The sequence below is a fragment of the Kribbella sindirgiensis genome, from assembly GCF_004331435.1.
Lineage (GTDB): Bacteria > Actinomycetota > Actinomycetes > Propionibacteriales > Kribbellaceae > Kribbella > Kribbella sindirgiensis.
On the sequence record NZ_SJKA01000022.1, the window covers coordinates 12,896 to 25,280 of the forward strand.

The following is a 12,385-nucleotide window of genomic DNA, read 5'->3' on the forward strand; positions in this document are numbered from 1 at the left end:
TTTGTGGTCCGTTTCGCATCGCCCCGAGGAGCGCCGCCTGTGGCCGTGTCGCCGTACACCTTTCGAGGTGCGATCGACCTGCTCCATCCGGACCGGCGTACCCGGTCCGTCCTCGACAAGCTGTTCGGTACGGCGCTGTTCGCCGGAGCCGGTGTCGCGGCGGCAACCGGCGGACCGGTCGCAGGACTGACGGCGGCCGCCTGGCTCGCGCTGGCCGACCCGAAGAACGAGGCGGTGAACCTCCTGACGCCCGTCGTCACCGAGGTCACGCAGCGGCTGCGGGGCTCGAAGGAGGCCGGGCAGCTCGAGCTGATCGCGGCCGCGCACACGGTCACGGTGCTGTCGTCGTTCTTCGACTCGCTCCCGGCGATCCTCGGCAAGCCCTTCCGCCGGCTCGAGCTCACCGACGCGGAGCGGGACCGGCTGATCGCGGAGGCGCCCGCGGAACCGGACGGCTTGCTCGACGTCGTCGTGCCGCTGCCGTCTCCGCGGCTCGGGCTCGACGAGAACATCGACCAGAACATCCGCCCGTACTACGAGCGGCTCGTGGCACGCTGCATCGACTTCTTCACCGGGCTCGACGCCTGGGACCGCGTGAACGCGCCGAGCGGGCTCGAGAGCGCGATCGTCAATCACTCGGTCGGCTTCTACCGCAGCCGGATGCTCGAACTCGCTCCGTCCGAACCCTTCGCCCTGTGGCTCACGTTGAACGAGATCGCCGCGACCCGGAACGAGGTCCGGGGACAGGCGACCGCATTCGAGGAACTCCGCGAACTGCTGGCCGTAGCCGCAGCCGGCAGCGCGCTCGGACCCGGCACCTACCGCGAGCAGCTGGCCCTGGCCGCGGAGGAGGTTCTGGACGAGCCCTTGCTGCGATCGCGGCTGCAGACGGTCGCGTCGCCGACAGTGCGCGACGGATTCGTCGAACCGGCGTTCCACCATGCGATCGCGACCAAGGATTCGCGGCCGACCGACGAGGACTGGTGGTCCGAACAGCCGGAGTACTCGTCGTTGGTCGAGTTCCTCGCCGGGTACCTCGCAAGTCCGGAGAGCTCCCGCCTGCCGCTGCTGCTGCTCGGCCATCCCGGCGCAGGCAAGTCGCTGCTGACCGAAGTGCTGGCAGCCCGGTTGCCGGTGCAGTCCTTCGCGGTCGTCCGGATCACGCTGCGCTCGGTGAATCCGGACGACGACCTGGCAACGCAGATCACCAAGGAACTACAGCGGACCCTGCAGCGCCCGAACGCCGACCTCGACGTGCTCCGGCGCGAGTGCGGGCCGTGCGACGAGTGCCGCCTGGCCGGGCGTGTATGCCCGCATCAGTGCCACCTCGTCGTACTCCTGGACGGCTTCGACGAACTCGTCCAGGCGACCGGAGTGGCGCAGTCCGCGTACCTGACGAAGATCGAGGCATTCCAGAAACGCGAGCGGACGATGGACCGCCCGACCTCCGTCGTCGTCACCTCGCGCACGGTCGTCGCCGACCAGGCCGAGATCCCGCACGGAACGCCGATGATCAAACTCCGTGAGTTCGACGACACCAGGATCCAGCACTGGCTGACCGCCTGGAACGCCGTACACGCGGATGCTCCCGACTTCGCGCCGATCGCACTCGAGGAGCTGACGGCGTCCAAGGACATCGCGGAGCTGGCCCGTCAGCCGCTGCTCCTGCTGATGCTCGCGGTCTACTTGGCGGAGCTCGGAACGAACAGCCTGGGTGCGGCGGACCTGACCCAGAGCGGGCTGTACGAACGGATCCTGGACCGGTTCATCATCCGCCAGATCACCGAGAAGTCAGCGCAGTCGACGGACGATCAACTGTTGCTGCGGCGTCAGCAACGCCGTCGGCTGCAGTACGCCGCCTTCGGGATGTTCAACCGGGGCCGCCAGCACCTCACCGACGCGGAGCTCAACGCGGATCTGTCCGCACTGGAGCCCCCGGTCGTCGCAACTCCCGGGATTCAATCGCTCAGCCCGGCCGATCGCGTCCTGGGCGATTTCATGTTCGTCCACAACGCGCGCGCGGACCGCGAACAGCGCAGCGCATACGAGTTCCTGCACGCGACCTTCGGCGAGTTCCTGGTCGCGGAACTCGTCATCGAACTGCTCGTCCAGCTGATGCGCCACCGCAAGCTGGAGGCCGGCCTCCCGCACGCGGGCGGTCTGGACGACGAACTCCTGCGCCGCCTTCTCAGCCACCAGCCGCTCAGCACCCGCCAGCCGATTCTGATCTTCGCCGCCGAGCTCGCCGAGCGCCTGACCGACGACGACCGGGACTCTTTCCAAGCCACCATCAGCCACCTCCTCCACCGCGAACTCACCCGCCCGGACGCCGGCGACCAGCTCTACCTGCCACTCCCCTACGACCCGGTACGACGCCGCGCGTCGTACACCGCCAACCTGACGATGCTCAGGGTTCTGCTCGCCGACGAACCGGTGCCCATCGAGACGGTCGTGGGTCCGGATCATGTCGACCGCTGGACCCGGATGGTCCGGCTGTGGCGCGCAGGACTCGACCTGTCGTCGTGGACCACGGTCATGGGTGTGATCGCCGTCGAGGCCGTTGACGACCTCATCAACTTGTCGGTTGCACATCTCACTCCACGGCTCGACACCGGTCTCGATCCCGCCCTGAACGAGGCCGAACTGCTCGGCGATCTCAGGCACAAGGCCGAGCTCATGATCGGTTCTGTCGATTCCCGGTCGGGTGACGACCTCTGGCGGCACACCGACGTGGCTGCCATGCAGCAGGTCGCGATCATCGACTTCCTGGGTACGGCCATCCCGCAGTTCGATCGGCTCCTGCCGTTGGACGACGTGTGGTTCGACGAACTGCTGGCGACGGTCTCGTCGGCGCCGGCGGTCAACTCGAACGTCAGGCGAGCGATCCTGATCCTGCTCTCCCGAACCGCTCCGCGCTTGCCGTTCGACTATGTCCAGGAGTTGCTGACTGCCGTCCTGCCGGCTCCGTCGCCCGGGTGGGAGGTCGAACTCGCGGCCGTGGTCGGATGCCACCCGGGGCTGCTGACCGCGTTGCCCGAACTCCGCGACTACCTGTACGCCGCCGACCCGGCGCGCTCGACGACCGTTGTCGCGGTTCTGTGGCGTGCCGAAGCGCACGCCACCGGAAACGACCGGAGCGAACTTGAGGTCCTCCGGCTCGAGATCGACCGCTACGTCGCCCAATCGATGCCGATCACCTGCGACCACTACTTCGCTGCGGATTTCATCACCTATCTGCGGGCCCAGGAGCCGACCCACTGGCTCAGCCAGCACGACGTTCCGCAGATGTTCCGCGACCTGCAAGGCGAGTATCTGGAGCGGATCGCGCCGGAGGATGTGCTCTACGTCGCGGAGACCTGGCCTGACAGCTCCGGGGACTTCGTTCAGAAGTATCTGCTCAGCCGGGCGGTTCTCGTGCAGCCAGGCGAGGATCTCACTGGCGCCCTCCGGGAGCTGAGTAACCGCTGAGAGGCCCCAGGCGGGGTATGCCAACCGTTCGCTGGTGTATGGCGTCTGTGGGGTGGGTCTGCTCAGGGTTCGGAGGGTTCGATGAGTGTGTCGCTGCTCGGGGGATGGTTTCCGGTGGTGCTGGATGTGGTGGCGGTGGGGGCGTTGGTGGCCGCGGTCGGGTGGCGGGATCGGCGGTGGCGGCAGCGGGTGCCTTGGCTGGCCGGCGTGGCCGCGCTGGTGACGCTGGTGGCCGCCTATCCGGGCGCCAAGGTGGTTGGGCTGACGGATCCGTTGCCGTTCGTCGTGTGGTTGTGGTTCGGGGTGGGTGTTGGAGCGTTGGTCGTGCTCGGGGTCGGGTGGCGGAGCGCTCGGTGGTGGCGGCGGGGGGCCGCGGTGGTGGCGGCTGGGTTGGCGGGGCTGGTGTGTGCCAACGGGATCAACCAGTTCGTGGGGTACTACCCGACGATCGACTCCGCGGTGAACGACTGGACGAACGCTCCGTTGCCGGGGCAGGTGTCGATGTCGGGGCTCGCGCATGCTGCCGGTACGACGAAGATGCCGGCCGTCGGGCGGCTGGTGGCGGTGAACATTCCCGCGACGTACAGCCACTTCAAGCACCGGCAGGAGTTGGTGTACCTGCCGCCGATCTGGTTCCACGGTGCGCATCGGCCGGCTCTGCCGGTGGTCGAGTTGGTCGGTGGTGAGCGCGGCGGTCCGGGTGACTGGGTGCGGCTCGGCAACGCCGTACAGGTGTCGGACGCGTACGCGCACCGCCACCACGGGTACGCCCCGATCCTGGTCTTCGTCGACGCCACGGATCGCTTCGACAACGACACCGAATGCGTGAACGGGCCGCGGGGCAACTCCGCGGACCACCTCGACCAGGACATCCCGCGGTACGTCGAGAAGACGTTCGGGGCCTCCACCGACCCGAGGCAGTGGGCCGTCGCGGGCTTCTCGATGGGCGGCACCTGCTCCATCGACCTGGTCGTCGAGCACCCGGACGTGTTCGACCATTTCGTCGACATCTCCGGCGACCTCGCGCCGTACACGACCACGCCGGCCGCCAGCCTGCACGACCTGTACGGTGGCGACGTGGCGCTCGAGAAGGCCAACGAAGCGCTGCTCGTGATGCGTGCCCATGGCAAGTACCACGGAGTGAACGGCCTGTTCCTGACCAGCACGGCGGAACTGCGCCACCAGCACGAGGCGGAAGAGCTGTCCGAGGCCGGCGCCAAGGTGGGTATCTGGTCGCGGGTCGAGATCTCCCCCGGCACCCACGTGTGGCAGTTCGCCGCGCCCGCGTTCGCGTCGGCCTATCCTTGGCTCGCGAACCAGCTCGTCCTCCCGCAGCACGAAGGGAGCCACACCAAACCGGCGTGATCCACACACTGCGGCGACTCGCTGCCGGCTTGCTCGTGCTCGCGTTCGTCAGCACAGTCACCGGCGCGGACACGGTCGGCGAACTCCTCCCGTCGACGCCCGGCCAGGTCCGGGTAGTGGCGCTCGGCGACTCGGTCACCTCCGGCTCCAACTGCGACTGTGCCGCCTTCCCCCAGTTGTACGGCGACCTGCTCCACAACCGCTCCGCCGTACCCGTCACGGTCGACAACCAAGGCGTCGGCGGACTCGACTCGACCGGCCTGCTGCAGAAGCTGAGCCAGCGCGACGTCGAGCGGGCCACGAAGGCCGCGAACGTCGTACTGCTCACGATCGGCGCGAACGATTTCGGCGATCACCACGACGACGTCACGAGCGGTCAGTGCAGCGGTGACTGCGTGTCCGACGAGTACGAGCAGCTGACCGCCAACCTGGGCCGGATCCTGAGCCGGATCCACGCGCTCCGCGGCGACCGGCCGACGACGATCCTGATGACCGGCTACTGGAACGTCTTCAAGGACGGCGCCGTGGCCAAGCAGCAGTACACCCCGAGCGGGCGGGTCGCGAGTGACCAGCTCACCGTCCGCACGAACAACGCGATCGCCGCCGCGGCGCGGGCCGACGACGCGACGTACGTCGACATCTACACGCCGTTCGAGGACAGTGCCGACATCACCGCGCTGCTCGCCGCCGACGGTGACCACCCGAACGCGGCAGGTCACGCGCTCATCGCGCGGTTGCTTCTCGCTGCAACGCCCAACCCTTTGCCTACGTCCCCACGTCAGGGAGGGTAGACGGACCCAAGGGGGACAAATGGCCGAGGCGACCGGGTTCGCCGAGTTCGCGACCAGCAGGCACGGCGCGCTCTTCCGGTACGCGTACCTGCTGACCAGCGACCGCGGCCTCGCCGAGGACCTCGTCCAGGAGGCGCTGGTCAAGACGTACGTCGGCTGGCACCGGCTGCGCGATCCGGCCAACGCCGAGGCGTACACCCGCCGCGCGATCACCACCACCGCGATCGGCTGGTGGCGCCGGAAGTCCTGGCGGGCGGAGCGGCCGTACGACGACGTACCCGATCTGCCGGTCAGCTCCGACGACGCGACCGCCCGCGTCTGGCTGTGGCGTGAACTGCAGAAGCTCCCGCCGCGGCAACGGGCCGCGCTGGTGCTGCGGTACTACGAAGACCTCACCGAACCGCAAACCGCCGAGGTCCTCGGCTGCAGCGTCGGGACCGTGAAGAGCCAGGTCTCCGACGCACTCAAGAAGCTCCGGGCCCGCCTGGGCTCCGATGTCGTGCTGAAGGCAGGGATGACGGAATGAACGATCTCCTCAGGGACACCCTGACCGAACGCGCCGCCGCCACCGAGCCGCCACCGCTCGACCTCGACGGCATCATTGCGGCCGGCAACCACCGCGCCGCCCGCCGGCGCACGCTCGGCATCCTCGGCGGCGCCGCCGCGACCGCGGCCGTCGTTGCCGGTGGCGCGACCGTGCTGCGGCCACGTGACGAACAACCCCAGCCGGCCCGCCCCGGGCCGTTCTCCCAGCGCCGCGCGACCTTTGCGCTGGGCAACGAGATCCATTACGGGTCCGAGGTCGTCTCGGTAGCGCCGCACACGGTGACCGCGTTCGTCCAGACCGACGCAGGCTTCGTGTTCCTGAACGCCGAGAACGCGATCCACGTGGCCGACCGGTCGGGTGTGCGGAGCCTCGGAAAGAGCGCGTGGCGGCTCACCGCCGACCACCGCGGCAATCTGGTCGGCTGGGTCGAGAGCCTCAACGACCACGGCGAGTCGGTCGTGTACGACGTCGCCGCGCGCCGCGAACTCGTCCGCACCCCGATCGGCAACAAGATCCCGAAGTACGCCAGTCTCGCCCACGGCCCGGAGATCGTCGCCCTCGACGGCGGCACGGCGTACTTCGGCACGCTCGACGGCCTGTACCGCTGGGACATCCGCACCAACCGGGGTGAGTTCATGGCCAAGGTGTCACCGGTCGCGGTCCGCACCGTGACGGCCGGGCAGCTGGTGTACCAACAGCCGCTCGGGCAAGCAGGCACAGGCCTCTCACTGAAGGTCGGTCCCACCCTCACCACGGGAACCCGGACCACGTACAACGGCCAGCAGGCGTTCCTGTCGCCCCACGCGACCTACCTTGTGACGCAACCGGACGATGCCATGATGGGCATTCAGCCCAGCTGGGCCGGTCTCCAGTTGTTCGGCGTGACTGCGGATCGAGGAGGCCCGTTGCCACGCCCGTACTGGAACTTCTTCTTCGGTCAGTGGCTCGACGACACCAACTTCACCGCGGCGGGCCTCCGATCGGGAACCAACGCGGACGTGGTGGACCTGCTCACCTGCAACGCCTCCAGCAGCGCGTGCACCGTTGTCGCGAAGGAGTTCTCCAAGCTCACCTTCAGCAAGCAGCCGCCGCGGGTCGCGCCGTTCGCGTTGCCGACCGGCCGGCCGATCATCGATCGGGGCGAATGATCAGCTCGCCGGCTCCGCCTTGGCGGCGGGTGCGTCCACGTTCTCCGGGAAGTGGCAGGCGGTCTGGTGGCCGGGCTTCAGTTCGATCAGGGGTGGCTCCGTGGTCTTGCAGATCTCCTGCGCCTTCCAGCAGCGGGTGTGGAAGCGGCACGCGGGCGGCGGGTTGATCGGGCTGGGAACGTCGCCCTGCAGCCGGATCCGCTCCTGCTTGGCCTTCCGCTTGGTGTCCGGCACCGGAACCGCGGACAGCAGCGCGACCGTGTACGGGTGCATCGGCTTCTCGTACAGGCTGACCCGGTCGGCCAGCTCGACGATCTTGCCGAGGTACATGACCGCGACCCGGTCCGACACGTGCCGCACCACGGACAGGTCGTGCGCGATCATCACGTACGTCAGGTCGAACTCTTCCTGCAGGTCCTCCAGCAGGTTCACGACCTGGGCCTGGATCGACACGTCCAGCGCCGACACCGGCTCGTCGGCGACGATCAGCTTCGGCCGGAGCGCGAGCGTGCGCGCGATCCCGATCCGCTGCCGCTGACCGCCGGAGAACTCGTGCGGGTACCGGTTGTAGTGTTCCGGCGAAAGACCGACCAGCTCGAGCAGCTCCTGCACGGCCCGCTTCACGCCGTGCTCGGTCTTCACGTTCTGCAGCCGGAACGGCGCGCCGACGATCTTGCCGACCGTGTGCCGCGGGTTCAGCGAACCGTATGGGTCCTGGAAGATCATCTGTACGTCGCGGCGCAGCGGACGCATCCGCCCCTCGCTGAGGTGGCTGATGTCCCGCCCCTCGAACACGATCTTGCCCGCCGTCGGCTCCAGCAGCCGGGTCAGCAGCCGGCCGGTGGTGGTCTTGCCGCAGCCCGACTCCCCCACCAGCGACAGCGTCTCGCCGCGGGTCACGTTGAACGTCAGGCCGTCGACCGCCTGGACGGCGCCGACCTGGCGCTGCAGCAGCCCCTTGCGGATCGGGAAGTGCTTGACGAGGCCGTCGACCGACAGCAGTTCCTCGCCGATCTTGGGGACAACGGGAGTCTCTTCGGCGTCAGTAGTAGTCACAGTCGTCCCGTTCACAGCTTCGGCTTGATGTCGGTCTCCCACGCCTTCTGGCGCTCCTGCGGGGAGAGATGGCAGGCGACCAGGTGGCCGTTACCTGTGTCGAGGAGCTCCGGCCGGTCGGTCTCGCTGGCGCCGCCGTTCAGGTGCGCGTAGTTGCAGCGCGGGTTGAACGCGCAGCCCTTCGGCACGTTGATCAGGCTCGGCGGCGTGCCCTTGATCGGGATCAGCCGCTCGGTGCGCTCCCGGTCGATCCGCGGCATCGACCCGAGCAGGCCCCAGGTGTAGGGGTGCTGCGGGCGGTCGAAGATGTCCTCGGCGGTGCTGTACTCGACCGCGCGGCCGGCGTACATCACCTGGATGTCGTCGGCCAGCTCGGCGACCACGCCGAGGTCGTGGGTGATGATGATGACGGCGGAGTTGAACTCCCGCTGCAGGTCCCGGATCAGGTCCAGGATCTGCGCCTGCACGGTGACGTCGAGGGCCGTCGTCGGCTCGTCGGCGATCAGCAGGTCGGGGTCGCAGGACAGCGCCATCGCGATCATCGCCCGCTGCCGCATGCCGCCGGAGAACTGGTGCGGGTAGGCGTCCACGCGCTTGTCGGGCTGCGGGATCCCGACCCGGTCGAGCATCTCGATCGCGTGCTTCTTAGCGACCTGCTTGCTGACGTCGTTGTGCACCCGGTACGCCTCGACGATCTGCGTGCCGACTGTGTAGAACGGGTGCATCGCGGACAGCGGGTCCTGGAAGATCATCGCCATCCGCTTGCCGCGCAGCAGCCGGACCTCTTCGCGCGTCGACGTGACCAGGTCCTGGCCGTCGAGGAAGATCTGCCCACTGATGTTCGCGACGCCCGGCGGGTGCAGGCCCATGATCGACAGGCTGGTGACGCTCTTGCCGGAGCCGGACTCGCCGACGATGCCGAGCGTCTTGCCGCGCTCCAGCTGGAACGAGATGCCGTCGACGGACTTCACCACGCCGTCGTCGGTCGGGAAGTGCACCTTCAGGTCGCGCACGTCGAGGAACGCGTCACCGCGCTCCAACCGCTGCACCGGTGCGTCCTGAACCTCTTCGATCGGTTCACTCATGAGATTCGCACCCTCGGGTCGACGACGGCGTACAGGAGGTCAACGACCAGGTTCGCCAGCACGATGAAGAACGCGGCGACCAGGGTCACCCCGAGCACCTTCGGCAGGTCGTTGGCGCGCAGCGCGATGACGGCGTACTGGCCGATGCCCGGCAGCGAGAACGTGGTCTCGGTGAGGATCGCACCGCCCATCAGCAGACCGAGGTCGAGACCGAAGATCGTCAGGATCGGGGTCAGCGCCGACCGCAGGCCGTGCCGCAGCACCACGGTCCGCTCGGTGAGGCCCTTGGCGCGGGCGGTCCGGACGAAGTCCTCGTTCATCGTCTCGAGCATGCCGGCCCGGGTGAGTCGCGCGTACGCCGCGGCGTACAGGAAGGCCAGCGTCACCCACGGGAGGATCAGGTCGTACGCCCACCACAACGGGTTCGTCTCGTCGAGGGGGTTCACGCCGCCCTGCTGGGTCCAGCCGAGGCTGTAACTGAAGATCGACAGCGACAGCAGGCCGGTGAAGAAGATCGGCAGCGACACACCGGCGAGCGCCACCGACATGAGTGATCGGTCCAGCACCGACCCGCGTCTCAGCGCCGAGATGATGCCGGTGCCGACGCCGGTGATCAGCCAGATGAAGGCCGCACCGCCGGCGAGCGACGCGGTCACGGGTATTCGCGAGACCAGGTCCGGCCAGACCGGCTGCTGGGTCAGGAACGAGTACCCGAAGCACGGCGCCGGGCAGTGCTCGGTGCCGGTGCCGTAGTTGTACTCCTGGCCGACGACGAGGCCTTTCACGAAGCGGCCGTACTGCACGTAGAGAGGATCGGTGAAACCGAGCCGGACCGCCGTGTTGTGGATCTGCTCCTGGCCCGCGCTCTTGCCGACGTAGCGGCCGGCCAGGTCGTCGGCGGTGGCGCCGCCGAGTCTCGGGACGAGGAAGAAGATCGCGAACGTGACGGCCGTGACGATGAAGAGCAGGAGCACTGCTCCGATGACCCGGCGGACTAGATATGCGAACACCGTGCTCGGCGTGGTGGCCGGTGATCATCGCTGATCACCGGCCACCCTCAGCCTTCACCTACCTCTACTGGTGATTGTTGTTCAGGGCAACTCAACTGCCTCGGTCAGCCGACTGCTACTTCTGCGCGAGACCGATGCTCGCGTAGTCGTACATGTTCTGACCGTCGTTGCTGAACACGTTCGCGAGCGTGTCCGGGCGGTACAGCAGGCCCTTGGCCCAGATACCCGGCAGCACACCGGCCTGCTCCATGACCTTCTTGTCGACGTCCACCCAGATCTTGTTGCGTTCTGCGTCGTCGGTGGTGGCCAGCGCCTTGTCGATCAGCGTGTCGACCTCCGGGATCCGGATACCGAGGTTGGTGTTACCACCGGCGGCCCGGATCACCCGGCTGTCGACGATCTGGCTCAGGAAGCCGAAGCCGTCCGGCCAGTCCGCACCCCAGCTGTAGACGATCATGCCCAGGCCGTTGGCCTTCGCGTAGTCCGGCTTACCGGCGTACAGCTTGGTGTAGTCACCGGTCGGGAAGCCCTTCGGCGTCAGCTTGATGCCGACCTTGGCCAGCGACTGCTGCAGCGACTCGGCGACGGCCTTCTCCTTCGGCCGGTCCGAACGGTAGGCGATGTTGGTGCTGAAGCCGTTCGGCATCCCGCACGCCGTCAGCGCTTCCTTCGCCTTCGTCGGGTTGCCGTTCTTGTCCGCCTCGAAGCCGTAGTCGTCGAACTTCTCCGCGCCGGCGACCGACGGCGGCATCAGGTTCGTCGCGATGTCGCCACCGAACGGACCGCCGTACGCCCGCTGGTAACCCTCGTGGTCGGCGGCGTACAGGACCGCCTTGCGGCAGTCGACGTTGTCGAACGGCTTGACCTCGCTGTTGAACACCGTGAAGTTCAGACGGGTCGACAGCACGCTGTCGGTGTGCGCCTTCAGCTTCGGGTCGGCGAGCACCTTGGCCTGGGTCTCGGCCTGGACACCGGTACCGGCGATGTCGACGTCGAGGTCACCCGCGATCAGCCGGTTGTCGATATCGGCGCCGTTCACGTTGTAGGCGACGTTGATCTTGTCCGGCAGCGCCTTGCGGCCCGTGTCCGGGTCGGTGGACGCGTCGTACTGGTCGTTGCGGATCAGCGTGAAGCCCTTGTTCGCGTCGTTGCTCTCGAACTTGTAGGGGCCGGTCGCGATCGGGTGCAGCTGGTACTTCGTGCCGGTGTCCTTGGCCTGCGGGACCGGCGCGGTGGACGGCAACTGCGCGAAGTAGTCGAAGCCGGCGAACGTCTTGTTCAGATGGAAGACGATCGTGTAGTCGTCCGGCGTCGTGATCGCCTTGGACAACTGCTTCATCTGCGGGTCCTTGGCGACGCTGTAGTCCTTCGGCACGTCGACCAGGAAGTCGTTGAAGTACGTCGGGCCGTTCGGCAGCGTGGTCTTGTCCAGCGACCGGGCGACGCCGTACATGACGTCCTTGGCCTTGACCTCGGTGCCGTCCTCGAACTTGACGCCCTTGCGGATCTTGTAGGTCCAGGTCTTGGCGTCGTCGGTCGGCACACCCGGAGCCTCGGCGAGGTCCGGGACGACCTTCGCGCCTTCCTTGCCCGGAGCCGACTTGAAGGTCATCAGCGGCCGGACGTAGTTCCGCACGAGGTTCCAGGACAGGCCGTAGTAGGTGTCACCGGGATCGGTGGAGTCCCACTTCTCGGTGATCGCCATCCGGAGCGTGCCGCCCTTTTTGTCGCTCGGATTGAAGATCTTGTTGTTCGCCGCGTCGAACTCGGGCGTCGCCGCGCTGCTGCCGCCACCGGATCCTCCGGAGGAAGCCTTCGGTCCCCCGCAGGCCACCAGGCTCAAGGCGACGGCCGCACTGACGGCTGTGACCGTCGTGATGCGATTCCATCTCATCTCTTGTTGCACCCCTTCAAT

The 12,385-nt window shown here is 67.7% G+C and carries 9 protein-coding genes; 5 read left to right on the forward strand and 4 right to left on the reverse strand.

The features are described from left to right. Positions 1 to 39: 39 nt before the first annotated feature. The 5 genes from E0H50_RS37245 (at position 40) to E0H50_RS37265 (ending at position 7,319) form a co-directional block, all read left to right on the forward strand. Positions 40 to 3,468, forward strand: coding sequence for an NACHT domain-containing protein (locus E0H50_RS37245; RefSeq protein WP_131295804.1), 3,429 nt, complete (start codon positions 40 to 42; stop codon positions 3,466 to 3,468). Between the two features lie 81 nt (positions 3,469 to 3,549). Further along, positions 3,550 to 4,833 carry an alpha/beta hydrolase gene (locus E0H50_RS37250; RefSeq protein WP_131295805.1) on the forward strand — a complete coding sequence of 428 codons (1,284 nt, stop codon included), beginning with the start codon at positions 3,550 to 3,552 and terminating at the stop codon, positions 4,831 to 4,833. After that, entirely contained in the window at positions 4,830 to 5,624 is a 795-nt protein-coding gene (locus tag E0H50_RS43275; protein WP_165547427.1) for an SGNH/GDSL hydrolase family protein, read from the forward strand. Before E0H50_RS37250 ends, E0H50_RS43275 begins: the two co-directional genes overlap by 4 nt. 19 nt (positions 5,625 to 5,643) lie before the next feature. Continuing rightward, positions 5,644 to 6,150, forward strand: coding sequence for a SigE family RNA polymerase sigma factor (locus E0H50_RS37260; RefSeq protein WP_131295807.1), 507 nt, complete (start codon positions 5,644 to 5,646; stop codon positions 6,148 to 6,150). Next, positions 6,147 to 7,319, forward strand: a complete 1,173-nt coding sequence (locus tag E0H50_RS37265) for a hypothetical protein (RefSeq protein WP_131295808.1) — start codon at positions 6,147 to 6,149, stop codon at positions 7,317 to 7,319. Before E0H50_RS37260 ends, E0H50_RS37265 begins: the two co-directional genes overlap by 4 nt. Here the strand turns inward: E0H50_RS37265 and E0H50_RS37270 are convergent, their stop codons facing one another. The 4 genes from E0H50_RS37270 to E0H50_RS37285 form a co-directional block, all read right to left on the reverse strand. After that, positions 7,320 to 8,375: an ABC transporter ATP-binding protein gene (locus tag E0H50_RS37270; RefSeq protein ID WP_238151617.1), complete on the reverse strand. Its 1,056-nt coding sequence runs from the start codon at positions 8,373 to 8,375 to the stop codon at positions 7,320 to 7,322. An 11-nt stretch (positions 8,376 to 8,386) separates the two neighbouring features. After that, entirely contained in the window at positions 8,387 to 9,460 is a 1,074-nt protein-coding gene (locus E0H50_RS37275) for an ABC transporter ATP-binding protein (protein ID WP_131295810.1), read from the reverse strand. Beyond that, positions 9,457 to 10,470 carry an ABC transporter permease gene (locus E0H50_RS37280; protein WP_131295811.1) on the reverse strand — a complete coding sequence of 338 codons (1,014 nt, stop codon included), beginning with the start codon at positions 10,468 to 10,470 and terminating at the stop codon, positions 9,457 to 9,459. Before E0H50_RS37280 ends, E0H50_RS37275 begins: the two co-directional genes overlap by 4 nt. Before the next feature lie 115 nt (positions 10,471 to 10,585). Then, positions 10,586 to 12,364 carry an ABC transporter substrate-binding protein gene (locus E0H50_RS37285; protein ID WP_131295812.1) on the reverse strand — a complete coding sequence of 593 codons (1,779 nt, stop codon included), beginning with the start codon at positions 12,362 to 12,364 and terminating at the stop codon, positions 10,586 to 10,588. Positions 12,365 to 12,385: the final 21 nt, after the last annotated feature.

What these genes read in the sequence shown, in the direction of transcription:
- E0H50_RS37260 (WP_131295807.1), top strand. Translation starts at nt 5,644, where the DNA reads ATGGCCGAGGCGACCGGGTTCGCCGAGTTCGCGACCAGCAGGCACGGC.
- E0H50_RS37285 (WP_131295812.1), bottom strand. Translation starts at nt 12,364, where the DNA reads ATGAGATGGAATCGCATCACGACGGTCACAGCCGTCAGTGCGGCCGTC.
- E0H50_RS37265 (WP_131295808.1), top strand. Translation starts at nt 6,147, where the DNA reads ATGAACGATCTCCTCAGGGACACCCTGACCGAACGCGCCGCCGCCACC.
- E0H50_RS37275 (WP_131295810.1), bottom strand. Translation starts at nt 9,460, where the DNA reads ATGAGTGAACCGATCGAAGAGGTTCAGGACGCACCGGTGCAGCGGTTG.
- E0H50_RS37250 (WP_131295805.1), top strand. Translation starts at nt 3,550, where the DNA reads ATGAGTGTGTCGCTGCTCGGGGGATGGTTTCCGGTGGTGCTGGATGTG.